Origin of the sequence: Streptomyces geranii (genome assembly GCF_002954775.1) — a bacterium.
Classification (GTDB): domain Bacteria; phylum Actinomycetota; class Actinomycetes; order Streptomycetales; family Streptomycetaceae; genus Streptomyces; species Streptomyces geranii.
On record NZ_PJME01000055.1, the window covers coordinates 26,219 to 51,660 of the forward strand.

Consider the following 25,442-nt stretch of genomic DNA (forward strand, 5'->3'; position numbering starts at 1 on the left):
GTGTTCATCTATATGGGGAGGTCTGTCATGTCGAAGCTGCTCATCGAGGTCGACGACGAGGCTCTGGCGGAGGCTCAGCTCCTGCTGGGCACGAAGACCAAGAAGGACACCGTCAACACCGCGCTGCTGGAAGTCGCCAAGCGGCGCAGCCGGGCCATAGCGCTGGCCGAGCTCCGTGAGATGGGAGCGCGAGGTGACTTCGACATCCTCCTGGACAAGAGGAACTATCGCCGGTGAGTGACGTCTCGTATCTGATCGACACCTCGGCCGTCGTGCGCCTCCTCAGCAGTGATGCGTACGACGAGCGATGGGGGCAGGTGCTCGACAACGGGCTGGTCGCGCTCTGTGACCTGACCGAACTGGAGCTTCTCTACTCATCCCGGTCCGGAAAGGACCGGGATGCCAAACAGGAGCGTCTGCGGCGCCTGTTCAGCTGGACCCTGATGCCCGACGGCATCTACCAGCGTGCTCGCGAGGTTCAGCAGCTGCTCACCGACAACGGAGAGCACCGCTCGGCCGGGCCGGTCGATCTGCTTGTCGCCGCCACGGCCGAGCTGTCGGGTCTGTCCCTGCTCCACCACGACCGGGACTTCGACACTGTCGCCCGTCGTACCGGGCAGCCGACCGTCTGGCTGGCCGCGACCGAGGCCGGAGAGGAGCCGTGACTACGCGCCCGGCTTCTCCGCCGGGGTCTCCAGGTTCTCCAGGCGCGGGAAGAGCACCGCGCCCTTCGTGATCCTCGTGCCCGCCGGGAGGCGGCCCCAGGTGGCGGCGTCCGTGAGCCTCTGGTCGGGGAGGGGGCCGAGGGTGGTGTCCGCGCCGAGGGAGTCCCAGAGTTTCTGCGAGGTGTCCGGCATTACCGGGTTGAGCAGGACCGCCAGTGCGCGCAGCGACTCCGCGGCGGTGTAGAGGATCGTCGCCAGGCGGGTCCTGCCCTGCGGGGACTCGTCCTTCGCCACCTTCCACGGTTCCTGTTCCGTGAGGTAGCCGTTGACCTGCTTCACGAAGTCGAAGATCGCCAGGATGCCGCCCTGGAAGTCCACCTCGTCGCCGATCCGGCGGTCGGCCTCCGCGACGGCTTTCGCCAGGCCGTCGTGGATCGCTTTCTCCGCCTCGCCCGCCGCCGTCGCCGCCGGCAGTGTGCCGCCGAAGTACTTGCCGACCATCGCCGCGACGCGTGACGCGAGGTTGCCGTAGTCGTTGGCCAGTTCGCTCGTGTACCGGGCGGTGAAGTCCTCCCAGGAGAACGAGCCGTCCTGGCCGAAGGCGATCGCGCGCAGGAAGTACCAGCGGTACGCGTCCACGCCGAAGTGGGCGGTCAGGTCCTGGGGCTTGATACCGGTCAGGTTGGACTTCGACATCTTCTCGCCGCCGACCATCAGCCAGCCGTTCGCCGCGATCCTGCCCGGCAGCGGCAGGCCCTGGGCCATCAGCATCGCGGGCCAGATGATCGCGTGGAAGCGGAGGATGTCCTTGCCGACCAGGTGTACGTCGGCGGGGAAGGTGCTCTCGAACTTCTCCGGGTTCTCGTTGTAGCCGACCGCCGTCGCGTAGTTCAGCAGGGCGTCGACCCATACGTAGATCACATGCTCGTCGTCCCACGGGACCGGGACGCCCCAGTCGAAGGTGGAACGGGAGATGGAGAGGTCCTGGAGGCCCTGGCGGACGAAGTTCACGACCTCGTTGCGCGCCGACTCGGGCTGGATGAAGCCCGGGTTCGCCTCGTAGTGGGCGAGGAGCCGGTCACCGTACTCGCTGAGCCTGAAGAAGTAGTTCTCCTCCTTGAGGATCTCCACCGGCTTCTTGTGGATGGCGCACAGCTTGGCGCCGTCCTCTCCCTCGATCAGGTCGCCCGGGAGTTTGTACTCCTCGCAGCCCACGCAGTACGGGCCCTCGTAGCCGCCCTTGTAGATCTCGCCCTTGTCGTGCAGATCCTGGACGAACTCCTGGACCCGGTCCGTGTGACGCCGCTCCGTCGTGCGGATGAAGTCGTCGTTCGCGATCCGCAGGTGCTCCCAGAGCGGCTTCCACGCCTCGTCGACCAGCCTGTCCGCCCACTCCTGCGGGCTGACGCCGTTCGCCTCCGCCGTGCGCATGATCTTCTGACCGTGCTCGTCGGTGCCGGTCAGATACCACACGGTCTCGCCGCGCTGGCGGTGCCAGCGGGTGAGTACGTCGCCTGCGACCGTCGTGTACGCGTGGCCCAGGTGCGGGGCGTCGTTGACGTAGTAGATGGGGGTGGAGACGTAGTACGCCATGGGCGTGAGGGTACAGAGGGGGTACGGAAAAGGCCCGGGGGGTCGCCCCGGGCCTCTTCCTCAGCGGACGTGTGTGAGCACTACGGACGCCAGTTCGCCAGTACGCCCTCGTACAGCTCCGTGTCCGTCAGCTCGCGCGGGGTCGGGCCCGCGTGGAAGAAGGACGTGTTGTCCGTCTTCAGCTTGCGGAGGTAGTCGAAGGCCTTGTTGTCCTGCTCGCCGAAGGCGACGAAGGAGAAGAAGACGGCCGGGTGGCTCTTCGCCGCGTCCGTGAGGGACTGGGTGGCGGGGGTCTTGGCGTCCGGGGCGCCGTCCGTCTGGAAGACGACCAGGGCGGGGTCGGTGGTGCCGGACTTCTGGTAGTGCGTGAGGACTTCTTCCACGGCCACGTGGTAGCTCGTACGTCCCATGCGGCCGAGGCCGGCGTGCAGCTCGTCGATCTTGTTGTCGTGGTCGGGGAGGGTCAGCTCGCCGGTGCCGTCCAGTTCCGTGGAGAAGAAGACGACGTGGACGGTGGCGGCGGGGTCGAGGTGGGCGGCGAGGGCGAGGGTCTGCTCGCCTAGGGCCTGGGCGGAACCGTCCTTGTAGTACGGGCGCATTGACGCGCTGCGGTCCAGAACGAGGTAGATCTTGGCGGGGGTGTTGGTGAGGTTGAGGGTGGTGAGGGTGGTGGTGGCGGCGTTGTAGGCGGTGAGGAGGGTTGGGGGGACGTGGGTCGCCTCGGCTTCGCCCTCGGCGTCATCTGTGTTCCCACCCGCACTGCCCGTGACGGCTTCGTCCTCGGGTGCGGGTGGCGCCTGTGGGGCTTCCTGTGCGTCGGCGGCTGCCGCTACTTCCAGGTCCTCAGCAACCTCAGCCTCAACTTCAGCCGCAGGCGCGGCCTCCGGCTCGGGGGTCACCTCGGCGACGGGCTCCGCCTCGGGTTCCGGAGTCGCCTCGGCGACAGGCTCCGGGGCGGCCTCCGCCACAACCTCCGCCACGGGCTCAGGCTCCGCCTCGGGTTCCGCAGGCGTCTCGACGACGGGCTCCGGGGCGGCCTCCGCCACAGGCTCGGCCTCTGTCTCAGCCACAACCTCCGCCACAGGCTCAACCTCGGGCTCCGGCGTCACCTCGGCGACAGGCTCGGCCTCTGCCTCGGCGGCAACCTCGGTCACCGTCTCCGGCTCGGGCTCGACCTCCGTCACAGGCTCCGGGTCGGCTGCGACCTTGGCCTCAACCGCGACCTCCGGCTCGACTTCCGCCACGGGCTCCGGCTCCGCCGCAACCTCAGCCTCAGTCACAACCTCAGCCACCGTCTCCGGCTCAGCCGCAACCTCCGGCTCAGCCACAGACGCAACCTCCGGCTCTGCTTCCGCCACCGGTGCCTCCTCCGCCACCGGCGTCACCGCATCCACCGGCGTCACCGCATCCCCGTCCACCGGCTTCGCCGGCTTGGGGACCGTCACGTTGTCGAAGGCTGCTGACACCAGGTCGTCCACCACCGATGACTTGGCGGGTTCCGGGGTCGGGGTCGGGTCCGGGGTCGGGCTCGGGATGGTGGCCGACGGGCTTGCGGTCGGCTCTGTCAGGGTTGGTTCCGGGGACGGGGTCGGGATCTTCGGCTCGGTGGTGGTCTCCTGCTGAGGAGCCGACTCCGCCTCCCGCGCGGGCGCCGCCTCGGCGTCACGCCCCTTGCGTGACTTGCCGAACGCGTTCCGCAGGAGAGTGAGAATGCCCATGTGCGCAACCCTTCACGTGAGTTGTAGCCGTCAATCCCTGGCCAGGACGGACACGTAAGGTTAGCGGGCCGAACTGGCGATCTTGGGCAGGGTCTTTCACGGAACCCGACGGACGTCAAGGGCGCCACTCCGCCAACCCTCCGCCGACCTCCCGCGCCGCCCCTCATCAGGGCCCGGGCGCCCCCGACACCCTTACCGCTCCCACAGGTTCACCCCTCGTTCATCCGGGCGCCCCGCCCTTGCTCCCCCGTCCACCTAGCGTCACGCTCACACCAAGGGCACGTATGGGGACACCAAGGGGAGAGTAAAGTGCGCAAGCTGCTGCCGTTGATCGGATCGTCGTCCGGAACGCATCCTGGCGGTCGGTCGTCGATGACCTGCCGTTTCCGGTGTGGTGACGCCTGCTTCCACGAGGTTCCCAACACCTCCGCCAACGAGTACGTCGGCGATGTGATCGCCGATGCCCTCAGCCGCCGTTCCGTGATGCGCGCCGCGGCCGTCGTCACCGTCGTCACGGCGGCCGGAACCGCCGTGAACGTCGCCGGTGCGCAGGGTGCGGAAGCAGCCACCGCGGCCTCCCGTCACCCCCGCCCCTCCCACTCCGCCGTGCCGCGCGGGCTGCGCTTCACCTCCGTCGAGCCCAACACCGCCGACACCGTCACCATCCCCGGCGGCTACAGCCAGAACGTCGTCATCCGCTGGGGCGAGCCCATCCTCCGCGGTGCCCCCGCCTTCGACCCGGAGCACCAGACCGCCGCCGCGCAGGCCGGCCAGTTCGGGTACAACAACGACTTCCTCGCCCTGCTCCCCCTGCACGGCAACCAGAAGCTCCTCGTCGCCAACCACGAGTACACCGACGAGATCCTGATGTTCCGCGGCTACGACGCCGCCAACCCCACCCGCGAGCAGGTCGAGATCGCCTGGGCCGCGCACGGGCTCTCCGCCGTCGTGGTGGAGGGGGACCGCAGGACCGGGAAGCTCACGCCCGTACTGCGCCACCCGCTGAACCGGCGCGTCACCGCCACCACCGAGTTCCGGATCACCGGACCGGCCGCCGGCTCCGCCCTCCTCAAGACCTCCGTCGACCCGACCGGGCGGAAGGCCTACGGCACGCTCAACAACTGCTCCGGCGGCACGACGCCCTGGGGGACCACCCTCCACGGCGAGGAGAACTTCAACCAGTACTTCGCCAACGCCTCCCGGGACACCGACAAGCGGTACGGCATCGGCACCGGCGCCAGCGAGCGCAAGTGGGAGAGGTTCGACAAGCGGTTCGACGTCGCGCAGGAGCCCAACGAGGTCCACCGCTTCGGGTACGTCGTGGAGTTCGACCCCTACGACCCCTCCTCCACGCCCCGCAAGCACACCGCCCTCGGCCGCTTCAAGCACGAGGCCGCCACCGTCCGGCTGACCTCCGACGGCCGTCCCGTCGTCTACACCGGCGACGACGAACGCTTCGACTACTTCTACAAGTTCGTCAGCAGCAAGCGCATGCGGCACGGCGACTCCCGCTCCGTCCGTGAGCACAACCTCTCCCTCCTCGACGAGGGCACTCTCTACGTCGCCAAGCTCACCGGCGACTCCCCCGCCATCGAGATCGACGGGAGCGGGAAGCTGCCCGCCGACGGCGAGTTCGACGGCAGCGGTACGTGGATCCCGCTGGCCACCGCCACCGCCAAGGGCGCCGTCTCGCACGTCGACGGCATGACCGCCGAGGAGGTCTTCGTCTTCACGCGGCTCGCCGGGGACAAGGTCGGCGCCACCAAGATGGACCGGCCCGAGGACATCGAGCCCAACCCCACCAGCGGCAAGGTCTACGTCGCGCTCACCAACAACACCAACCGCGGCGTCGGTTCGAACGCCAAGGCCGACGAGGCCAACCCGCGCAACGCCAACAAGCACGGCCACATCCTGGAGCTGACCGAGCGCCGGAACCGGCCGGAGAGCACCGAGTTCGCCTGGCTGCTCTTCCTCGTCGCGGGCGACCCGGACGACCCGGCGACCTACTTCGCGGGCTTCCCGAAGGACGACGTCAGCCCGATCTCCTGCCCGGACAACGTCGCCTTCGACCCGCACGGCAACCTGTGGATCTCCACCGACGGTGCCCAACTCGGCTCCCACGACGGCCTGTTCGGCGTCGCCACCAAGGGCGCCAGGCGCGGTGACCTGAAGCAGTTCCTCACCGTGCCGACCGGCGCCGAGACCTGCGGTCCGGTCATCGGGGAGCGCCAGGTGCTCGTCGCCGTGCAGCACCCGGGTGAGATCACCGGCGCGACCGTCGAGTCCCCGGCCAGCACCTGGCCCGACGGACCGGGCACCTACGTCCGCCCGGCGGTCGTCGCGGTCTGGCGCAAGGACGGCTGCGACATCGGCAGCTGACCGGGCCGACAGCTACCGGGGAAGGGCGGCCGGGACCGGAGGGGGCGTATCGCTCCGCTCCGGTCCCGGCCCCGTCTCCGGCCTCTGTCCCTGTTCTTCTTCCCGCCCCTCTTCCCGTCCCTCTTCCTGTCCTTCTTCCTGTTCCAGCCACTCGCGGTACGCCGGTGCCTGTCGCGCCACCTCGCCGTACGCCTCCGCCAGTGCCGGATGCACCTCGTCGAGATCCGGCTCCGTACGGGCCGCCAGCAGCAGCCGTACACCCAGCGGGTCGCCGTGCAGTCGGCGTACGGCCATCTCGGGGCGGGGCAGGCAGGTCGCCTGGCAGACGGTGACCACCTCGCCGGTCGCCACCAGGGCGGCCGTGGTGTGGTAATCGCCGTGGAGGACACGGGGGTTGAGGCCGGCGGTGCGCAGCATGCGCAGTACGGCGTCGAACTCGCCGTCGACCGTCTCGTCCACCATCCAGCGGTCGCCGGCCAGCTCGGCGAGGTGGACGACCGGTCGTACGGCGGCCGGGTGGTCGGCGGGCAGGGACACGAACTGGGGTTCCCGGTCGACGAGTACGCGAAGGCGCAGGCCGTCGGGGACGCGCAGCGGGCAGCCCTCGACCTCGTGCACGAAGGCGACGTCCAGCTGGCCGTCGGCGACCATGCGCAGGAGCGCGTTCGCGGAGACGTCCATGCGGAGGGTGGGTTCGCGCTGGTCCTCGCGCAGCCGGCGGAGCCAGCCGGAGAGGGCCCGGCTGGCCGTGGAGCCGATGCGGAGCTGGGGTCCGTCGGCAGCGGCGGCCCGGGCCTCCGTGACCAGTGAGCGCATCTCCGTCACCAGCGGGCGGGCCCGGCTCAGGACGACCCGGCCGAGCGGGGTCGGACGGCAGCCGGAGCGGGTGCGGCTGAACAGCTCACCGCCCAGCTCGTGTTCGATCCGGCGCAACTGGGTGCTCAACGAGGGCTGCGCCACGCCCAGTTGACGGGCCGCGCGGTGCAGGCTGCCGGTGTCGGCGATGGCGCACAGTGCTCTGAGGTGCCGTATCTCTAGTTCCATGCGGGAAGCTCCGCCTGGGACGCGCGCATGCACATGTCCATGCCATCCGACAGTACACAGCGAGCCGGTTCGAGGCAGGCGATAGGGCCGCGCTATCGCCACTTGCCATCATCACAGCCGCCGTACAGGCACCGACACTCACGATACGACCGATCGACTTCACCCCCCACTCAAGGAGTCATCGATGCGGAAATCCACCTCTGGTGCCGTGGCGGCGGCGTTAGGCCTCAGCCTCGCAACTCTCGCCCTGGGTACGGCGGTTCCCGCGACCGCCAGTCCCACCGTACGGGCCTCGTACGCCGGGTCGGCCGAGGAGGCCGGCGCCAACAAGGCGTTCTTCGAGGCCGTGTTGAAGTCCGTCGCCGAGAAGCGGGCCGCGAACCCGCGTTCGGCCGCCGCCGTCACCGTCGTCTACAACGCGTCCCGCGCGCCCTCGTTCAGCGCCGAGATAGCCCGCTCCACCTCGATCTGGAACAGCTCGGTGACGAATGTGAAGCTCGCGGCGGGCAGCGCGTCCGCCGCCGACTTCACCTACCGCGAGGGCAACGACTCGCGCGGCTCCTTCGCCTCCACGGACGGGCACGGCAGCGGCTACATCTTCATCGACTACGCGCAGAGCAGGCAGTACGACCCGACCCGTATCACCGCCCACGAGACGGGCCATGTCCTCGGGCTGCCCGACCACTACTCCGGCCCGTGCAGCGAGCTGATGTCGGGCGGCGGTCCTGGCACCTCCTGCACCAACGCCGTTCCGAACGCGGCCGAACGCGCCCGTGTGAACCAGCTCTGGATCAACGGACTGGCTGCCGCGGCGCGGTAGCACCACGGTCGTACGTCCCGGCGTAGCACCCAGGTGCTACCCGGCCCCAGTAGAGCCCCCACCCCCCACCGGCGCGGGCCGTCCCTCTGCACCAGGGAGGGCCCCCCCCCCCCGACCCCGGGCGGGGGGGGGGGGGGGATCGCGCGGGCCGCCGCCACCTCCTGGCGCAGCGGCTCCAGCACGCTGTCCGCCGGTCCGCCGAGGTCCGTACGCACCGCGTACAGCGTCTCCACCCGGCGCAGTCCGTCCGACAACTCCCGCAACTGGAAGGCGACTTGGGCGATCTCGGCCGCCGAGGGCGGCTGCGCGCCCTGTTTGACGTGGACGCGGGCCGCGGTCGTCGCGTCGACGATGCGTTCCACCGCGACGACCAGGGGCCACCAGGCCGCCGCCCGCCGTCCGGTGGGCGGCGGTTCGGTCAGGGCGCGCTGGAACTCCGTACGCACGACGGAGAGATCGCGGTACAGACGCCTTCGCATACGGGCCCGGGTCGCGCCCTCGGTGCCGTCGCGGAACGCCGATTCGACGTACCGGGCCGTGTCCGCGACCGCGTTGGCGAGGCGGTCGCCGACGCGGGTGTGCCAGCTCTCCGGCCAGAGGAGGTAGCCCGCGACGAGCGCGATGCCGCAGCCCATCAGGGAGTCGAGGAGCCGGGGCAGCAGCAGGGCGGTGCCCTGGTGGTTGAGGACGTCGGAGAGCAGGAGGATCACCGGGGTGATGGCGGCCGTCTGGTAGCCGTAGCCGCGCGGGGTGAACGCCGGGATCAGCGGGGCGAGCAGCAGGATCACCGGTACGTCCCACCAGCCGCGCGGGACCTGGACCAGTACCGCCGCCGCTACCACCAGGCCCGCGACCGTGCCCAGGGCGCGCAGCAGGGCCCGGGAGAAGACGGAGCCGAAGTCGGGCTTCAGGACGAAGGTGATGGTCAGCGCGACCCAGTAGGAGCGCGGCACCGGCACGGTCGAGACGAGTACCTGCGCGAGGCCGATGCAGAGGGCGAGGCGGACGCCGTAGCGCCAGGAGTCGCCGGACAGGACGACGTCCCGGGCGGCGCGCAGGGCCCGTACGCGCAGGGCGGCGGGGCGGCCGAGGCGGTCGTCGTCGGCGGCGGAGGTGCGCAGGTCGGGGGAGCGGCTGCCGACGACGTCGGCGGTGTGGCGCAGCGCCTGTTCGACGGCGCGGGTGGTGTGGTCGGTGGGTGCGGGGACGGTCAGCCCGATCGGGCCGCCGTAGCCGGTGCCGACGGCGTCGGCGAGGTGGCGGACCGCCTGCGGGACCTCGGGCGGCAGCGGACGGCCGGCCTGGTGGGCGGCGGGGGCGGCCTCGACGACGGGGGTGATGGCGTTCAACTGGGCGAGCAGCCGCACGAGTTCGGGGCTGCGGCCGTGATGGCGGGCCCGCCGGGCGAGGACGAGGTCGTACGACTGGTTGAGGGACTGGGTGACGGCGTACCGGGCGTCCTCGTAGCCGTCGGTGGCGCAGGCGGCGAGCAGGTCGGCGACCGTGCGGTAGGTCTGCGCGACCGCCGCCCGCTCCGGCACCCCCGAGCGCAGCGGCCAGGCGAGCAGGGCCAACGCCAACACCAGGAGCCCGCCGCCGGACATGAGTACCGGCGCGAGCCACCATTCCCCCGGCAGCGGCAGGCCGGCCCCGATCACGGAGTTGAGGAGCAGCAGCAGTCCGGACACGGAGGCCACGGCGCCGATCGTCGAGATCATCCCGGAGACGAGGGCGACGCCGGTCACGACGGCGACGGCGGTCCAGCCCTGGCCGTACACCAGCGAGCCGAGCGTGACGCCGAGGGCGCCGAAGAGCTGCGGGATCGCGATGTTGAGGATGCGCATCCGGTACGCGTCGGCGGTGTCGCCGATGACGCCGGAGAGGGCGCCCATGGAGGCGAGGGCGCCGTACGCGGGCCTGCCGCAGGCGAGGCCGACGGCGAGGGGCAGCGCCATGGCGATGGCGGCGCGGGCCACGGCCGGGCGGTTGACGGGCGGGGCCGGCTGGGGCCGGAGGTTCCGCACCAGCCAGTCGGGAGGGGTGAGGCCGACGGGGAACTCGCGGGGCATGGCCCCCATTATCGTCGCGGGCGGTGAACCGCTAGCGGGGCGCGGTGTCCGTGCGGTCGCCGGTGACCAGGGACCAGATCACGAAGACGCCGATCGCGATGGAGATGACGGACCAGACGGGGGCGTACGGCAGGAACATGAAGTACTCGACGAGGTAGAGGGCGGTCAGCGCGACGCCCACTCCGCGTGCCCAGGCCATGCCCTGGAGGACGCCCCAGCCCGCGAACGCGATCAGCACGCCCATCACGAGGTGGATGACGCCCCAGGTGGTGAGGCTGAACTCGTACATGTAGTTGCCGATGCGCTGGTAGACGTCGTCCGTGGCGATTCCGGCGATGCCGTTGAGGATGCCGAGAATGCCGCTGACCATCATCAGTACACCGGCGAAGACGACGCCTCCGGCGGCCCAGGGGGAGGGGGCCGGGGACGGGCGGTGCGAGGGGGTGGCGGCGTGCTGGGTCATGGGTGCCTCCTCGGGAGGGCGGTCACTCACCACCTTCGTCGTGTGAGCGGCGGGCCGCATCCCGAGAGGTGTCGATCCGCGTCGCCAGAAAGCCGGACAGGGCCCTGTTGAACTCCGTCGGGCGCTCCAGGTTCGGCATGTGGGCCGAGCGCTCGATCACGTGGAGCGTGGAGTCGGGGAGCGCCGTGTGCATGGCCTCGGCGTCGGAGACCGGGGTGTAGGTGTCGTCGGCGCCCACGATCACCAGGGCGGGGACGGTGAGGCGGGTCAGCAGGGGGCGGTAGTCGGGGCGCAGGGCCCGGCCGCGGAGGGCCGCCGCCGCGCCCCGGGGGTCCGTCGCCGTCATCATGCGGTGGACGTGGGCCTTGACCCGCTCGTCCGCGTACGGCGCCACCATCCTGCCCAGCACCTCGTCGGCGTACCCGCCCATGCCCTCGGCGAGCAGCCGGTCCGCCGTCGCGTTGCGGGCCAGCCGGCCCTCCGGGGTCTCGGGGGCGGGGAAGGTGTCGGCGAGGACGACGCCCCGGATCCGCTCCGGGAAGCGGTCGCAGCACTCCATGACGATCTGGCCGCCCATCGACAGCCCGCCCAGCACGCACGACTCCACCTCCGACCTGTCCAGCAACTCCTCGATGTCCCGCGCGAATCGCGAGAGCGGGGTGACGGTGTCGGGGGTGAGGGGGGAGGTGTCGTAGCCGCGTAGGTCGGGGGCGAGTACGCGGCGGGTGGCGGCGAACTCCTCGATCTGCGGGTCCCACATCGTGCGGTCGAAGGGATGGCCGTGGACGAGAACAAGTGGAACAAGTGGGATAAGGGAGTCAAGGGGGGCAAGGGAGGGCATGTGGACGACCCTAGATCGGGGCGACTCCTCGGTGCAATAAGATCTTTGCTCTCGGTGCAATCCGGCCGGGACTGCAACTCGCTTCAGTACGGGGGTACTTGAACTTGATGGACGACTACCGGCGTCTCGCCGACCGGATAGCCGACGACATCGCCACCGGACGCCTCCGGCCCGGTGAACGCCTGCCCCCGCAGCGGGTGTTCGCGCGGCGGCGCGGGATCGCCGGGTCGACGGCCGGTCGGGTGTACGCCGAACTCGTGCGGCGCGGACTGGTGGTCGGCGAGGTCGGCCGCGGCACGTTCGTACGGGCCGCGCCCGCCGCGCCGACCGGGCGGGCGCTCGCCGAGCCGGTCGCCGGGAGCGGCGGTGCCCCGGCCGCCAGGGTGAATCTGGAGCTGAACTACCCTTCCGCGCCCGGCCAGTCGGAGCTGCTGGCCCCGGCGCTCGCGCCCCTGCTGCGGCCCGACGTGCTGACGGAGGCGCTGCGCCCGGCGCCCGCCGACGGCACCCCCGAGGCCCGCGCGGCCGTCGCCGCACTGCTCGCCACCCCGGGCTGGCGCCCCGACCCCGACGGCGTCCTGTTCGCGGGCAACGCCCGGCAGGCGATCGCCGCCGCCCTCGCCTCGCTGGTCCGGCCCGGCGGCCGGGTGGGCGTCGAGGCGCTGACGTATCCGCTGGTCAAGGAGATCGCCGCCCGGCTCGGCATCGTCCTCGTCCCGCTGGCCATGGACCGGGACGGCCTGCGCCCGGATGCCCTCGCCGACGCCCACCGGTCGGCTCCCCTCTCCGCGCTGTACGTCCAGCCGACGCTGCACAACCCGACCTCGGTGACCATGGGGGACGGTAGGAAGCGTGAACTCGCGGGGGTGGTGCGGGAGTTGGGCGTGCCGGTGGTGGAGGACCGGATCTGGTCCTTCCTCGCGGCGGACGGCGACCCCCTCGCCGTCCACCTCCCCGAACTCGCCCATGTCGTCGACGGGTTGTCCAAGCGGGTCGCGCCCGGGCTCACCGTCGGCTTCCTCGTCGTACCGCCGGACCGGACGGAAGCCGTGGCGGCGGCCGTGCGGTCCGGCGGGTGGAGTGCGGGGCGGTTCGCGCTGGAGGCCGGGGTGCGGTGGGCCGAGGACGGGACCGTGGCGCGGCTGGTGGCCGCCAAGCGGGCCGAGGCGGCGCGTCGACAGCGGCTGCTGGCAAAGGAGTTGGCGGCGGCCGGGGGCGTCGTACGGTCCGATCCGTACGCCTACTACGCCTGGTGGGAGCTGCCCGCGTCCTGGCGGGCGGACACCTTCACGGCCGCCGCCGCGGCGCACGGGATCGCCGTCACACCGGGGGACGCCTTCGCGGTCGGGGCGCGGCGGGCGCCGGACGCGGTCAGACTCGGGCTCGCGTCGGCTCCGGAACCGGAACTGGAGCGGGCACTGCGGACGCTCGCCGCAGTCGCCCGGCGCGGCCGTACCGGTCGGTGAGCCACATGCCGACCGCGACGACGAGACCGAGGGCGAGCAGCAGCCAGGAGACCGTGCGCAGGGTCGCGGTCAGGGCGTCGTAGACCGCGCCGGCGGCGGGTGCGGAGATGCCCGGCGGCAGGTCGGCGAGGGTCAGATGGCGGACGATCGCCAGCGCGACCCCGAGCAGCGCCCCGCCGAGCGCCGTGCCGAGCGCGGTCGCCGTGATCGCCCGGCGGCGCCGGACGGCGAGCGCGATACCCGTGACGGCGAGCACGCCGGCCGTCACCGGAAGCCAGAAACCGGCGACTTCGAGCACGCGAAAACCCTTCCGGAGCGGTACGAGATCCTGCGCGGGCAGCACCGCGACCTCGGTGTGCGCGACCGGGATGTGGCTGGCCAACGGCACGTGGTCGTCGGTGAGTTGGCGCTTGACCTGGGCGGTCACCGGGGCCAGGTCGATGGTGACGGCGCCCTCGCCGCCGTAGCGGCCGTACGGCGGCTGGGGTGTGCCGGGGCCGTCGCCGCGCAGGGCGTGCAGGACGGCCTCGTGGGTGGCGCGGTTCGCGGTGTCCCAGGCCGAGCGGAAGGCCTGGGTGCGGGTGAAGGAGTGCACCGCGTCCTGCACGAAGTGGTTCGCGCCGCTCTCGAAGGGGCTGCCCTCCAGGGCACTGCCCTCGAAGGGGCCGACGTCGATGGCGTGCACGATCCCGGCGCCGATGTTGTCCGCGATGGCCTCCTGGACGGCCGGGTTCTCGGCGAGCGGCGCCATCGCGGTGACGTACCGGCCGGTGTCGGCGAGCCCGTACGCGGCCCACGCCGAGAGCGCGCCGAAGGGCAGCAGCAGGCACGCGAGGGCGGTGAGCGCGGCCGACAAGGCGCTCCGGAGACGGTGGTGAGGCACTCCCCCAGGCAAGGGCCCGGGGGCGGGAAACGCGAGCGGGTTGACTGCATATGGGCGTGCGGGACAAGCCTCCCCGGGGAGGCTCCGGTGGAGCGTTCACCCGAACGGGTGTTTCCTGGTTTGGCGGGTGTTTTCTGGCTCGGGGGAGAAGGAGGCCGAACATGCGCACCATCCCGGCCCTGCTCACGGGCGGAGTCCTGGCGGCGTCGGCAACGCTTCTGCCGGTCGGCACGGCGACCGCGGCCACGACCGGCCACGGCGGCCATGACGGTCACGGCGGCCACGACGGCTCCCGGATCCGGGCGACCGTCGTCTCCGTCGGCGAGCTGAACCTCCGGCAGCAGCCCACCACCGACTCACGCGTCGTCGCCCGGCTGGCACCCGGCAGTCAGGGCCATGTCGAGTGCGCGGTCGTCGGCCAGACCGTGCGCGGCAACCCGTACTGGTACTGGCTGCCCGGCGTGAACGGCTGGGCCAGCGCCGTCTTCGTCGACACCGGCGGCCGGTCGGTGCCCGGCTGCACCGACCCGTGCCCGCAGTGGAAGGACCACGGCGGGTGGGACAGCCACGGTGACTGGGGCGACCGGGGTCACCGGACCCGGTGACCCGCCGCGTCCTCGCGCGTGTAGTAGCGGTAGAACAGCACCGCCGTGACCGCCGCCGCGACGGCGAGCGAGTTCCCGCACGACCGCAGCACGCTCGCCCCGGTCTGGCTGTACAGGAACCCGAACGCGATTCCGGCGAACGCGCCCCACGCCACCGCGTGCACCTCGCGCCGCAGCCTCGGCGCCACCGTCCGCACGGCGAACAGCACGAGCATGAACGCGAGCGCGCTGACGAAGCCGAAGAGGACGTTCCAGCCGGTGATGGGACCGCCGTCGCGCCGGTTGGCCGCGGCCCAGAAGCCGTAGACCAGCCCGAGCGCGACGGGCAGTCCCCGGGCCACGGCCAGGTGGGCACGGGCACTGAAGATGTCGGGAAGGGCAGTACCGCTACCGGGTGTCACGTGAGCCATGAGAGTGCTCCTCTCTCTCCTCGCCCCCGCCCTCCAGAGCACACCTGTGAAAGGCCGCTGGCAAGTCGACAGCGGGGTTCGGCCGTGATTTTCTGAGTCCCATGAAGCCGGTGGACCCGGTGGGACGGGCGGGACGGGTGGCGTCGGGGGGAGCCGACGACGGCCCCGACTTCCCGGCCGCCTCCGCCGCCTCCGCCGGGCGCGGCCTCGGCTGGCTGCCACCGCTGGTGCTCCTGATCGGGATCGCGGTCCTCGACTGGAACACCACCGGCGAGTTCCGGATCATCTCCTGGATCGTGCTGGTGCCCGGCATCGCCGCCGCGCTGTGCGGGGTGGTCGGCACGGCCGTCTTCGCGGCCCTCTCCCTCGCCACCTACGTCTTCGTCGACGGCGCCTGGCCGCACCAGTACCAGACCGGACTGCCCGACTTCATCCTCGTCGCCCTCGGCGGGGTGCTGGCCGTCCTCGCCTGCGCGGTCCGGGTGCGCGGCGAGCGGCGCATGCTGCACATGCGGGACGTCGCCGAGACGACCAGGCGTACGGTGCTGCGCCCGCTGCCGCCCGGCTGGGGCGGCCTCGACCACGCGGCGGTCTACCTCGCCGCCGACGCGGTAGCCCGGGTCGGCGGCGACTTCTACGACATCCAGCCCGGCCCGCACGGCACCCGGGTACTGATCGGCGACGTCCAGGGCAAGGGACTCGGCGCGGTGGAGGCGGCTGCCGCGCTGCTCGGCACGTTCCGGGAGGCGGGCTACCACGAGCCGGCGCTCGCGACCGTCGCGGAACGCCTGGAGGTACGGATGCTGCGGCACGTCCGCTACCGGGCGGCGCTGGGGCGGGAGGAGGGGGACCGGTTCGCCACGGCGGTACTGATCGGCTTCGAGGGACTCCCGGAGGTTCAGGGAGTGGCCGCCGCAGGGCCTGTTGTCACCGTCGTCAACTTCGGGCACGAGCCCTCCCTGATCGTGTCGTCCGAGGGGGTACGGAGTCTGCCGCCGGGGGACGGACTCCCGCTCGGGCTCAGCGAGTTGGCCCGGGGCGGGGACGGCGTGCCGTCCGTGGCCAAGGTGTTCCTCGCCGCCGGGGAGACCCTGCTCCTCGTGACCGACGGGGTGACGGAGGCGCGGGACGACGACGGGGTCTTCTTCCCGCTGCGCGAACGCGTGGCGGAGGCGGTCGCGGGCGACCCGCGGATCGCCGATCCGCAGCGGCTGGTGGGGTTCGTGCGGGACGGGACGCTGCGGCACTGCGGTGGCCATCTCGCCGACGACACCACGGTGTTCGCGGTACGCGCGGGCACACAAGCCGACCAAAGAGGGCGATAGCCCCGCCCGCTCCCGACCGGCGATCCCCCTTCGCAGTCGCACCGGTTACGGTGCTGCCATGGCTGGAACCACCGGAACCGCGCTGCTGCTTGCCGCCTCACCCATGGGCAAGGGCTGTCTGGTCGACGCGACGTCCGTGCTGCCCGTCCTCGCCGCCGTCACCCCCGCCGTGCTGGCCGGCACCGACACCGCGAACGTCGTCGAACTCGCCGACCCGCTGGAACCCCAGGCCGTCCTGACCCGGCTGCGCGCCGCCGCGGTGACCCCCGGTCCGCTCACCGTCTACCTCACCGGCCAGCTCCAACTCGACCGCAAACAGCACCTCCCCCACCTCGCCCTGGCCCGCACGACCCCCGCGACGGTCCGCTACACGGCGTTCCCCTGGCACTGGGTCGCGGAGGAACTGCGCCTGCGCGCACCGGGTTCGACGACACTCTTCGTCGACCTGCACGCGGACGCGGCGGCCTGGCAGTACGTCACGGCGCGGTCGTTGGAGGCGGGGCGCGGGGTGAGCGTGTACGGGCGGGTGGCTCCGCCGCCGCCTCGGCGGGCGGTGGGGGTGCCGGCGTACATGCGGACGGTGGGGACGATTCTGCGCAGCGGGTTCCGGCCGGGGGTGGGGCAGTTGCACCAGCAGGCGTTGGGGCGGTTGTCGTCGGAGGGGGTGGCTTATGGGGATGTGGTGCTGGCGTGGGATGCGGGGGTGAGTACGGGGGTGACCGCAGGGATTTCCTCGCCCCCGCCGCCCCTACCCGTCCCATCCCCGGGGGCTGCGCCCCCGGACCCCCGCAATCGCGCTGAACGCGCTCGTCCTCAAACGCCGGACGGGCTGGGGGATGGGACCGACCCCCATGTCGCCATCACCTCCGCCGTTCAAGCCGGGCGGCACCAGGACGCCGACGTTCTTGCCGCTCAGTGGGAGCAGGCTGCTCTTCGCAACCACGGTGTCGGTTCCGAGGAAGCGTTGCACTGGACCGAGGTTCGCGCCGACCTCGCGATGTTCGCCGGGGATCCGGCCCGGAGCTGCCGTGCCTGGCTGGCTGTCGCCGGTGCGCGGCTCGGGGTCGGGCAGACGACCGACGCGCCTGCGGTCGAGGCGGCCGTCGACCGGGCCCATCACCAGTGGACCAGCCTCGGCGAGAGCGCCGACGCCCGTGAACTGGGGCCGGTGGTAGTCGAGTTGAGGCGCCGGGTGCCAGGCCGGCGCGAGGGTGCCGTACGGCACGCGGAACGGCAGCTGCGGAAGCTGGGGTCCGTCGAGCACGTGCCTGGCTGACCAGGCCGCGGGTCTGCCACCTCGGCGGAGACGGACGTCGCCTCAACATGGCCGCGGTCAACGTCAGCAAGTCCCGGGCGCTGCCTGCCCCCACGTCCCGTACCGGCACATCCGGGACCAATCGCCACCGCGACCGCCTGCCTACTGGACCTTCGGTGAAACCGACGTCACCAGCCTGACCCGGCGGCGGACGGCACGATCACCGAGTACTCCCCACGCACGCGGCCTCCTCGCCGAGCCCGCACACCTCGGCGAGGTGGGCACCCGGCGCGACATCACCCCGCCGACAGCACCGCCAACGCCCCCGACACCAGTGTCCGTACCCCCGGCGCCACCACCGACAGATCCGGTGCGAACAGCGGGCTGTGGTTGCTGGGCACCGCCGCGAGCTTCGCCATCAGGTCGTCGCCGCCCTCCGCCGCGTTCCACACCTCCGCCGGTGTCGTCGTCACGAACCAGTACGAGTAAGGGAGTCGGTCCGTCGCCAGGTGGGCGAAGTCCTCGCTGCCCATCGCCGGGCCGGGGTCGAAGACCGTGGCCGCGCCGAAGACCTCTCGGTGGACCTCGGCCACCTGTTCGTCGAGCGTCGCGTCGTTCACCGTGACCGGGAAGGTCGCCCCGACCCTGATCTCCGGCTCGGCCGGGCAGCCCGCCGCCAGGCATTCGCCCTGGGCGATCCGCCTGATCGCCGCCAGCATGCGGTCCCGTACGTCGTTCGACTGGGTGCGCAGGTTCAGGGCGATGCGGGCCGTCGCCGGGATGATGTTGTGGCGGGTGCCCGCCTCGATCACGCCGACCGTCAGGACCGCCGAGTCCCGCGCCGCCACCTCGCGCGCGACGATCGTCTGGAGGCGGGTGACCAGGTACGCCGCCGTCACCACCGGGTCCACCGTCGTCTCCGGGCGTGAGCCGTGCCCGCCCCTGCCATGGACGATCACGTCCACGTCCGTCGACGCCGACATGATCAGGCCCGGGATGTGCGGGTACAGGCCCGCCGGGCCCGGTGCCGCGTGCTGCGCCAGCAGGGCGTCGGGGCGCGGGAAACGCTCGTACAGGCCGTCCGCCAGCATCGCCCGCGCGCCCTCGCCCGTCTCCTCCGCCGGCTGGCCGACCAGGAGCAGGGTGCCGTTCCAGGTGTCCCGGCCCGCCGACAGGGCCTGGGCGGCGCCCGCCAGCCAGGTCACGTGCAGGTCGTGGCCGCAGGCGTGCATCACGCCGGGGACCGTGGAGGCGTACGGGAGGCCGGTCTCCTCCGTGACGGGGAGCGCGTCCAGGTCGGCGCGGAGCAGGACCGTCGGGCCCTCGCCGTTGCGCAGGACGCCCACGACGCCCGTGCCGCCCACGCCCTCCGTCGTCTCGTAACCGGACTCGCGCAGCGACTCGGCCAGCAGGCCCGCCGTGCGGTGTTCCGCCAGGGACAGTTCCGGGTGGCGGTGCAGATCGCGGTACAGGTCCTCAAGGGCCGGGACCGGGAGGTCGGCGGTCAGATCGAGGGCGGTACGGGCGGCGCTGGAGGGCGAGGGAGGGGTCACGCCAGCAGCGTATGCCCCGCTTGTGCGGAGAGTGTTCACCCGTTCGGCCGCGCACCTCCGGCCGTGCCTGGACCTCGCTGATATCCACGAGGGGAGGACCGCGCCCGAAGGGGCGCGGGGAACTGCGCGACCAGCCCCCACCGGCCCGCGGATGAAATTCCACCCATCCCGCTACCGAAGGAAGGCCTCCCCATGGCCACCACCAGCACCAGTACCGGTATCACCCAAGCCATCGACTTCACCCAGGGCCTCGACGACGCCTGGTCGAAGATCGCCCAGTTCGTGCCCAAGCTCATCGGCTTCCTGGTCATCCTCGCCATCGGCTGGTTCGTGTCGAAGCTGATCGCCCGCGTCCTCGACCGGGTCCTGCGCAAGGTCGGCTCCGAGCGGCTCTCCGAACGGGCCGGTACGGCACGGCTGCTGCGGGATTCGGCGTACGACATGACCGGCATCGTCTGCCGGATCATCTACTACGCGCTGATGCTGATCACCCTGCAGCTCGCCCTCGGCGTCTTCGGCACCAACCCGGTCAGCACGATGATCAACGGCATCGTGGCCTGGCTGCCGCGCGGCATCGTCGCCGTCGTGCTCATCGTCGTGGCGATGGCCATCGCGAACGCCGTACGCGGCATCGTGGCCGGCGCGCTCTCGTCGGTGTCGTACGGCCGTACCGTCGCCACCCTCGTGTGGGCCTGCATCGTGGCGCTGGGCGTCATCGCCGCCCTCGGTCAGGCGGGCATCGCCACCGATGTCACCCGGCCGGTGCTGTACGCCGGTCTCGCCGCGGTCGTCGGCATCCTGGTCGTCGGGGTCGGCGGCGGCATGATCGGGCCGATGCGGCAGCGCTGGGAGCGGATGCTGACGACGGTCGAGCGGGAGACGGTGAACGCCAAGGGCAGCGTCGGCGCGTACCAGGCGGGCCGCGAGGACGCCCTCGCCAACCAGCCGGTGCGGGAGCGGACCGACCTCCCGCGTACGACCGACATGTAGCGGGGTAGGGGGAGGGGACTCGAAGGTTGGGTGCCGCCGATGGGACGGGGCGGGGGAGCTCTGGTCCCACCGGCGGCTGCTCATGCCGGGCCGTGCGTCAGCGTCAGTGCCAGTGCCAGTGCGGGGTCTGGACTGCGGACGTCACGGGCCCGGGAATCAGGGGGTTAAGGGGGGCAGGGGGAGCGGGGCGGTCAGAACGCCGGGATCGCTGCCTTGGCCCGGCTGTCGGCCTCGCGGGCCTTGTTGATGTTGCTCTGCAGGTTGCCCGTCAGCGGGAAGTTGGCCTTGCCCCACTTGGAGTTCCACAGGGCGTTGCGCGGCGCGTCGGCCATGTTCTCCATGGTCACCAGGGCCGGGCGGTCCCACGTGCCGTTGCCCCAGATCACCGGGGTCTCGCCCCACTTGGCGAAGCGGAAGGCGTGGGTGCTGGCGCCGTCCTTGTGGTAGACGATCTCGACGCGGTTGTAGTTCGCCTCGTTGTTCACCTTGCCCATCGGCACCTCGCTGATGGGGTGGGTGCTGTAGCCGCCGTGCCGGGAGGCGGACAGGAAGCGGGGGCTCTCCTCGCCCTGCTTCTGGAAGACCACGACGGACTCCCAGTCGTGGCGGTGGCCGAAGGCGTCGGCGCCGTTGAGCGTCTGGTCTTTCTCGAAGTAGAGCGCGTAGACGTACGCGCACCAGCCGTTCTTGCACCAGCTCTGCGAGTACGTGTTGGCCTTGCCGGGGTGGCGGCAGCCGCCGGTGATCGAACCGGTGTTGTCCAGGCCGCCGTTGAGCTTTCCGCTCGCGTCGACCGCCGCGACGGGGAAGCAGCTGTCCGAGTCGTAGTCGAACAGCGGCATGTACTTGTTCTGGAAGGTGCTCGCGTTCCACGGCAGCGGTTCCAGGACGGCGGCGTGGGCGCTGCCCGTCAGTCCGACGGTCAGACCGGTGGCGCTGAGCGCGACGAGCGCGGCCTTCGCGAAGCGGGACTTCTTGCGGTTCGTGACCGGCGGGGCCGCCTGGGTTTCCTGAGACATGCGGGTGCTCTCCACTTGCTCGGTGCGGGGGGCGGTGCGGGACCGAGACTGGCAAGCGTGGAGTTGACCGGCACCCCTTTTCATCACACCAATCAATTCTTCGGCACCGCTTTCCACGCCGGTCATCTCCTGTCATCCGCACCACACCTGCCGCACAGAGTGTTTACGCCGTGTACGCGCCGACCGTAGGTTGACCGCCCCGAAAGCGGTTGCCGTCCGCCGGGTGGGGGTGAGCGTGGTCGTGGTCGAAGCGGACGAAGGATGGTGGTGCACCCGTGGGGCGTCCCGAAAGACCGCTCGACCCGGGCGCCGGTCCCGTGGAACGGCTCGCCCATGAGCTGCGCGAACTGCGCAGGGCGGCGGGCGGACCGTCGTACCGGACGATGGCCGAGGCGGCCGGGTTCTCGGCGACGACCCTGTCCGACGCGGCGGCCGGGCGGCGACTGCCGTCGCTCGCGGTGGTCCAGGGGTACGTACGGGCGTGCGGGGGCGACCCGGACGACTGGGAGACCCGGTGGAAGGACGCCGACGCGGAAGCCGCGGGGACGGTCCGTGCGGAGGCGGCGGACACGGCACCCCCGTACCGGGGCCTCGCCCGCTTCGAGCCCGACGACCACGCGCTCTTCTTCGGCCGGGACCGACTGGTCGCCGAACTGAAGGAACTGGTGTGCTCGCACCGTTTCGCGGTGCTGTTCGGGGCGTCGGGCAGCGGCAAGTCGTCGCTGCTGCGGGCGGGCCTGATCCCGCGCCTCCGCGAGGAGATCGCGACCCTGGGCTTCCCGGCCGTACTGCGCGTACTGACCCCGGGTGACCGCCCCGCCACCCGCTACGCGGATCTGCTCACGCCCAAGGAGGGGGAGCCGGAGAGCTGGGTGGTGGTGGACCAGTTCGAGGAGGTCTTCACCCTCTGCCGGGACAAGGCGGAACGGGACCGCTTCCTGGACCTGCTCCTGGCGGCCCGCGACCCCCGAAGCCGCCTGAAGGTCCTGATAGCAGTGAGAGCGGACTTCTACGCCCGCTGCGCCGAACACCGCGACCTGGCGGACGCGTTGTACGGGGCGGGCCTGCTGGTCGGCCCGATGACCGCGGACGAACTGCGGGAGGCGGTGGTGGGCCCGGCCCAGGCGGCGGGCCTGCTGGTGGAAAGAGAGCTGACGGCGCGCATCCTCGACGAGGTCCTGGACCAACCGGGCGCCCTCCCGATGCTGTCCCACGCCCTCCTGGAAACCTGGCGCCGCCGCAGGAGCAGACTCCTCACCCTCAGCGCGTACGAGGCCACGGGCGGCGTGAGCGGAGCGATCGCGGCGACCGCGGAGGAGGTGTACGGCCAACTGTCCCCGAGCCAGTCCCGCACGGCCCGCAGACTCCTGTTGGGCCTGATCGAACCGGGCCAGGGCACAGCCGACACCCGCCGCCCCCTCACCCGGGCGGAACTGGCCGACTGGGCGGACCACGAGGTACCGCTGGTGGTGGAACAACTGGCCCGCAACCGCCTGGTGACGGTGGACGAGGACAGCGTCCAGCTGTCCCACGAGGCCCTGATCACCTGCTGGCCGAGACTGTGCGCCTGGATAGAGGAGAACAGAGAACGCCTGCGCCACCACAGAGCCCTGACAGCGGCAGCCCACGCCTGGCTGGAACACGACAGAGACCCGGGCGCCCTGTACCGGGGCGCCCGCCTGATCCGCGCGGAGGAGTTGTTCGCGTCCGGGCACCCTGCAGGGCCAGACGCCCTCGCAGGCCAGGCCACCTCGACGGCCGCCGCGACCAGCCGCCCCGCCGGGCCAAACTCCCACGCCAGCCACGCCAGCCACGCCAGCCACGCCAGCCACGCCACCACGGCCCCCCGCCCCACCGCCGACCCAAGCCCTCGCCGCCCCCTACGCATACGCCGCACCGGCAGAACCGCGCGAACCCCCCGTAAATACGGCGAACTGACCGCCGTAGAGCGGGAGTTCCTCGTCGCCGCGCTCGACGCCCGTGATGCCGAGCACCGGGCCGAGGCCCGGCTTGCCCGGCGGTCCCGTGTGCTCGTGTCCGCGTTCGCCGGGATTCTGTCCGTGTCCCTCGTCATCGGGCTGACCGCCTGGCAGCAGAGTCGGGACAACGAGCGGCATCGGGTCGACACCGCCGCGCGGCGGGTCGCCGAGGTCGCCGATGCCATGCGGACGACCGATCCGCACACCGCGATGCTGCTGGGCGTCGCCGCCTGGCGGGTCTCGCCCCTGCCCGAGGCGCGGCGGGCGCTGCTCGGGTCCCTCGCGCAGGCCGAGCACGCCATCTTCACCGACCCGGCGCCCGGGGACGGTCCGGCCCGTTTCCTCGCCGACTCCGGGCGGACTCTGCTCAGCGTCGACGGGCGTACCTGGCGTACCTGGGACGTCGTCAAGGGGCGGCGTACCGCCTCGGGGCGGCTGCCGGCCGGGCAGGTGCTCGCCGCCGGGCCCGACGCCCGGGTCCTCGCGGTCGCCGACGATCGCGGTATTCGGTTGTGGGACACCAGTACCAGCCGCTGGACCGGTGATCCTCGCCCTCTCCCCTTCACCTCCGACGCCCAGGTCAGCACCGGTGGTTACGTCGTCAGCGATCTCGATGACGATCGCGTGCGGCTCCGGGCGCTCACCGGCGGCGCTGTGCTTTACGAGGGACGCGCGGCCGGGCTCGTCAGTCCCGCTGTCAGCGGTGACGGGCGGCTTGTCGCCGTCTGTCCTGAGGGCGGGGCTCCTCAGGTCTGGGACGTCGTCCGGCATCGCGCCCGGCCCGGGCCCTGGCAGCGGGCCGCCGGGCTCTGTGACGAGGAGGCGCAGACCGCCCTGGTGTTCGGCGCCCGCGGCGCCCGGCTCGCCGCGCTGTCCGAGTCCGGCGCGAAGGTCTGGGACACCGTGGCCGCCCGCGAGGTCGCCGACATCGACGAACCGGGCGCGCAGCGGGCCGCGTTCAACAAGGACGGCACCTTCCTCGCGACCGCGGACGGCGAGGAGGTCCGGGTCTGGCGGCTGTCCGACCCGGCCGCCCCCGTGTTCCGCCACCCCCTCAACAACCAGCACCTGTACGGCCTTTCCTGGGACCCCACCCGCCGCACCACCCTCCGCTACCTCGAAGGCGGCGCCGTCCACTGCCTGGAGCTGGGCCCGGCCGTCACCCGTTCCTGGCGCCAACACCCCCTGGCGGCCGTACGGGTGAGCCCCGACGCCCGTACCTACGCCACCGCCGAACTCCTCGACCAACCCGACCAACCCGACCAACCCGACCAGCCTGGCCAACCCAGCCGTTTCGCCTACCGTTTCGAACTCCGCGCCACCTCCGACGGCCGCCTCCTCCACACCCTCCCCACCCCACCCAGCCCCGTCTCCACCGACCCCGCCGAACCGGTCGTCCCGGAGAACACGCTCGCCCTCCTCGCCTTCAGCCCGGACGGCAAGGCCCTCTCGTACGGCGTCTCGGCACCCGGCAGGGAGGCCACCCCGCAGCGCGTCACCGTCTGGGACCTGCCCCGGGGCCGGGCCCGCACCACCCTCGACCTCACGACCCCCGGATCCGGATCCACCTCCGGATCCACTCCCGGATCCACTCCCGCATCCACCTCCGAATCCGCCGCCCCCACCGTCGCCCTCGCCCTCGGCCCGCACGGCGACACCCTGTACGCCACCCGCCTCCCCGTCCTGGGCGAACCGGTCAACGAAGCCTGGGCGACCGCGACTTCACGCCGCGCGGCCGTCCTCACCGGCCTCACCAGCACCCACCTGGCCGTCCGCCCCGACGGCAACCTCCTCGTCGGCGACAACCGCACCACCCGCATGCCCGCCAAAAACGCCTCCGCCAAAGTCGCCGGCAAAGACCTCGTCCAGGGCGAACAGATCGGTGCCCTCGCCTTTGCCGCCGACGGCTCCCGTCTCGCCGCAGGCGACCAGACCGGCCGGATCGCCCTGTGGGACGGCGAGTTGACCCACCGCACCGGAATTCTGCGCAACCTCTTCCCCGCCCCCCTCGGCCCGGAACCCGAGTCCGTGAGCGCCCTCGCGGTCAGCCCGGACGGTGCCACCCTCGCCGTCGGCGGCAGCACCGGCACCCTCCAGCTCTGGGACATCGCCACCCAGCAGCCCCTCGGCGGCCCGCTCACCACCCCCGGCGAGACCATCGACACTCTCGCCTTCGGCCCGGACAGCCGCACCCTCTACGCCGGGAGCCCGCACGTCCCCCTCCAGCGGTACGCCGTCGACCCGGAACGCGTGGCCACCCAGGTGTGCGCCCGCGCGGGCGCCGGCGCCGACCTCTCGCGCGAGCAGTGGCGGACGTACGTCCCCGAGGTCCCGTACCGGAGGGTCTGCGTCGACTGACGCCGGG

At 72.0% G+C, this 25,442-nt stretch carries 19 protein-coding genes and 1 pseudogene; 10 read left to right on the forward strand and 10 right to left on the reverse strand.

Going from position 1 to position 25,442, the window contains the following annotated elements:
• Positions 1–27: 27 nt before the first annotated feature.
• Both CW359_RS38160 and CW359_RS38165 read left to right on the forward strand, forming a co-directional pair.
• The gene (locus tag CW359_RS38160; RefSeq protein WP_055525124.1) at positions 28–237 is read left to right on the forward strand and encodes a type II toxin-antitoxin system VapB family antitoxin; all 210 of its coding nucleotides are present in this window, start codon (positions 28–30) and stop codon (positions 235–237) included.
• Entirely contained in the window at positions 234–665 is a 432-nt protein-coding gene (locus CW359_RS38165; RefSeq protein WP_105974813.1) for a PIN domain nuclease, read from the forward strand. Before CW359_RS38160 ends, CW359_RS38165 begins: the two co-directional genes overlap by 4 nt.
• Here the strand turns inward: CW359_RS38165 and metG are convergent, their stop codons facing one another.
• Both metG and CW359_RS38175 read right to left on the reverse strand, forming a co-directional pair.
• Positions 666–2,258 carry a methionine--tRNA ligase gene (gene metG, locus CW359_RS38170; RefSeq protein WP_105974814.1) on the reverse strand — a complete coding sequence of 531 codons (1,593 nt, stop codon included), beginning with the start codon at positions 2,256–2,258 and terminating at the stop codon, positions 666–668.
• Between the two features lie 80 nt (positions 2,259–2,338).
• Positions 2,339–3,976 carry a VWA domain-containing protein gene (locus CW359_RS38175; RefSeq protein ID WP_105974815.1) on the reverse strand — a complete coding sequence of 546 codons (1,638 nt, stop codon included), beginning with the start codon at positions 3,974–3,976 and terminating at the stop codon, positions 2,339–2,341.
• 309 nt (positions 3,977–4,285) lie between these two features.
• Between CW359_RS38175 and CW359_RS38180 the strand changes: the two genes are divergently transcribed.
• Positions 4,286–6,355, forward strand: a complete 2,070-nt coding sequence (locus CW359_RS38180; RefSeq protein ID WP_105974816.1) for a PhoX family protein — start codon at positions 4,286–4,288, stop codon at positions 6,353–6,355.
• Positions 6,356–6,367: 12 nt separating this feature from the next.
• Here the strand turns inward: CW359_RS38180 and CW359_RS38185 are convergent, their stop codons facing one another.
• The gene (locus CW359_RS38185; protein ID WP_105974817.1) at positions 6,368–7,399 is read right to left on the reverse strand and encodes a LysR family transcriptional regulator; all 1,032 of its coding nucleotides are present in this window, start codon (positions 7,397–7,399) and stop codon (positions 6,368–6,370) included.
• A 184-nt stretch (positions 7,400–7,583) separates the two neighbouring features.
• On the opposite strand from CW359_RS38185, the pseudogene snpA reads away from it, so the two are divergent.
• A pseudogene (snpA, locus tag CW359_RS38190) lies at positions 7,584–8,150 on the forward strand (snapalysin); the annotation flags it as partial.
• Here the strand turns inward: snpA and CW359_RS38195 are convergent.
• The 3 genes from CW359_RS38195 to CW359_RS38205 are packed head-to-tail and all read right to left on the reverse strand — an operon-like array spanning position 8,084 to position 11,592.
• Positions 8,084–10,288, reverse strand: a complete 2,205-nt coding sequence (locus CW359_RS38195) for an FUSC family protein (protein WP_332875038.1) — start codon at positions 10,286–10,288, stop codon at positions 8,084–8,086. The pseudogene snpA and the gene CW359_RS38195 sit on opposite strands and share 67 nt — an antisense overlap.
• A 31-nt stretch (positions 10,289–10,319) precedes the next feature.
• Positions 10,320–10,751 carry a DUF7144 family membrane protein gene (locus CW359_RS38200; RefSeq protein ID WP_105974819.1) on the reverse strand — a complete coding sequence of 144 codons (432 nt, stop codon included), beginning with the start codon at positions 10,749–10,751 and terminating at the stop codon, positions 10,320–10,322.
• A 22-nt stretch (positions 10,752–10,773) separates the two neighbouring features.
• Complete coding sequence (locus CW359_RS38205; RefSeq protein WP_105974820.1) at positions 10,774–11,592, reverse strand: alpha/beta fold hydrolase; 819 nt, start codon at positions 11,590–11,592, stop codon at positions 10,774–10,776.
• 107 nt (positions 11,593–11,699) lie between these two features.
• On the opposite strand from CW359_RS38205, the gene CW359_RS38210 reads away from it, so the two are divergent.
• Positions 11,700–13,058, forward strand: coding sequence for an aminotransferase-like domain-containing protein (locus CW359_RS38210; protein WP_105974821.1), 1,359 nt, complete (start codon positions 11,700–11,702; stop codon positions 13,056–13,058).
• On the opposite strand, the gene CW359_RS38215 is transcribed toward CW359_RS38210, so the two are convergent.
• Positions 12,964–13,941 carry a hypothetical protein gene (locus CW359_RS38215; RefSeq protein WP_105974822.1) on the reverse strand — a complete coding sequence of 326 codons (978 nt, stop codon included), beginning with the start codon at positions 13,939–13,941 and terminating at the stop codon, positions 12,964–12,966. The two genes, CW359_RS38210 and CW359_RS38215, sit on opposite strands and share 95 nt — an antisense overlap.
• Before the next feature lie 161 nt (positions 13,942–14,102).
• Between CW359_RS38215 and CW359_RS38220 the strand changes: the two genes are divergently transcribed.
• The gene (locus CW359_RS38220; RefSeq protein WP_105974823.1) at positions 14,103–14,546 is read left to right on the forward strand and encodes a hypothetical protein; all 444 of its coding nucleotides are present in this window, start codon (positions 14,103–14,105) and stop codon (positions 14,544–14,546) included.
• On the opposite strand, the gene CW359_RS38225 is transcribed toward CW359_RS38220, so the two are convergent.
• Positions 14,531–14,956 (reverse strand): hypothetical protein, encoded by a 426-nt coding sequence (locus tag CW359_RS38225; protein WP_105974824.1) that lies wholly within the window; start codon positions 14,954–14,956, stop codon positions 14,531–14,533. The genes CW359_RS38220 and CW359_RS38225 overlap by 16 nt on opposite strands.
• A 101-nt stretch (positions 14,957–15,057) precedes the next feature.
• Here CW359_RS38225 and CW359_RS38230 point away from each other — a divergent pair, with 101 nt between their 5' ends.
• A complete protein-coding gene (locus CW359_RS38230) occupies positions 15,058–16,281 on the forward strand; it encodes a PP2C family protein-serine/threonine phosphatase (protein WP_105974825.1) in 1,224 nt (407 codons plus the stop codon).
• Positions 16,282–16,339: 58 nt separating this feature from the next.
• Positions 16,340–17,557, forward strand: a complete 1,218-nt coding sequence (locus tag CW359_RS38235) for a hypothetical protein (protein ID WP_105974826.1) — start codon at positions 16,340–16,342, stop codon at positions 17,555–17,557.
• A gap of 275 nt (positions 17,558–17,832) precedes the next feature.
• On the opposite strand, the gene CW359_RS38240 is transcribed toward CW359_RS38235, so the two are convergent.
• Positions 17,833–19,089 (reverse strand): amidohydrolase, encoded by a 1,257-nt coding sequence (locus CW359_RS38240; RefSeq protein ID WP_105974827.1) that lies wholly within the window; start codon positions 19,087–19,089, stop codon positions 17,833–17,835.
• A 192-nt stretch (positions 19,090–19,281) separates the two neighbouring features.
• On the opposite strand from CW359_RS38240, the gene CW359_RS38245 reads away from it, so the two are divergent.
• Positions 19,282–20,079 (forward strand): mechanosensitive ion channel family protein, encoded by a 798-nt coding sequence (locus tag CW359_RS38245; protein WP_105974828.1) that lies wholly within the window; start codon positions 19,282–19,284, stop codon positions 20,077–20,079.
• A gap of 191 nt (positions 20,080–20,270) precedes the next feature.
• Here the strand turns inward: CW359_RS38245 and CW359_RS38250 are convergent, their stop codons facing one another.
• Positions 20,271–21,098, reverse strand: coding sequence for an NPP1 family protein (locus tag CW359_RS38250; RefSeq protein WP_105974829.1), 828 nt, complete (start codon positions 21,096–21,098; stop codon positions 20,271–20,273).
• A gap of 275 nt (positions 21,099–21,373) precedes the next feature.
• On the opposite strand from CW359_RS38250, the gene CW359_RS38255 reads away from it, so the two are divergent.
• Positions 21,374–25,435 (forward strand): nSTAND1 domain-containing NTPase, encoded by a 4,062-nt coding sequence (locus tag CW359_RS38255; RefSeq protein ID WP_105974830.1) that lies wholly within the window; start codon positions 21,374–21,376, stop codon positions 25,433–25,435.
• Positions 25,436–25,442 lie beyond the last annotated feature (7 nt).

What these genes read in the sequence shown, in the direction of transcription:
- CW359_RS38195 (WP_332875038.1), bottom strand. Translation starts at nt 10,288, where the DNA reads ATGCCCCGCGAGTTCCCCGTCGGCCTCACCCCTCCCGACTGGCTGGTG.
- CW359_RS38185 (WP_105974817.1), bottom strand. Translation starts at nt 7,399, where the DNA reads ATGGAACTAGAGATACGGCACCTCAGAGCACTGTGCGCCATCGCCGAC.
- CW359_RS38200 (WP_105974819.1), bottom strand. Translation starts at nt 10,751, where the DNA reads ATGACCCAGCACGCCGCCACCCCCTCGCACCGCCCGTCCCCGGCCCCC.
- CW359_RS38160 (WP_055525124.1), top strand. Translation starts at nt 28, where the DNA reads ATGTCGAAGCTGCTCATCGAGGTCGACGACGAGGCTCTGGCGGAGGCT.
- CW359_RS38235 (WP_105974826.1), top strand. Translation starts at nt 16,340, where the DNA reads ATGGCTGGAACCACCGGAACCGCGCTGCTGCTTGCCGCCTCACCCATG.
- CW359_RS38245 (WP_105974828.1), top strand. Translation starts at nt 19,282, where the DNA reads ATGGCCACCACCAGCACCAGTACCGGTATCACCCAAGCCATCGACTTC.
- CW359_RS38175 (WP_105974815.1), bottom strand. Translation starts at nt 3,976, where the DNA reads ATGGGCATTCTCACTCTCCTGCGGAACGCGTTCGGCAAGTCACGCAAG.
- CW359_RS38225 (WP_105974824.1), bottom strand. Translation starts at nt 14,956, where the DNA reads ATGGCTCACGTGACACCCGGTAGCGGTACTGCCCTTCCCGACATCTTC.
- CW359_RS38210 (WP_105974821.1), top strand. Translation starts at nt 11,700, where the DNA reads ATGGACGACTACCGGCGTCTCGCCGACCGGATAGCCGACGACATCGCC.
- CW359_RS38205 (WP_105974820.1), bottom strand. Translation starts at nt 11,592, where the DNA reads ATGCCCTCCCTTGCCCCCCTTGACTCCCTTATCCCACTTGTTCCACTT.
- CW359_RS38250 (WP_105974829.1), bottom strand. Translation starts at nt 21,098, where the DNA reads ATGTCTCAGGAAACCCAGGCGGCCCCGCCGGTCACGAACCGCAAGAAG.
- metG (WP_105974814.1), bottom strand. Translation starts at nt 2,258, where the DNA reads ATGGCGTACTACGTCTCCACCCCCATCTACTACGTCAACGACGCCCCG.
- CW359_RS38220 (WP_105974823.1), top strand. Translation starts at nt 14,103, where the DNA reads ATGCGCACCATCCCGGCCCTGCTCACGGGCGGAGTCCTGGCGGCGTCG.
- CW359_RS38230 (WP_105974825.1), top strand. Translation starts at nt 15,058, where the DNA reads ATGAAGCCGGTGGACCCGGTGGGACGGGCGGGACGGGTGGCGTCGGGG.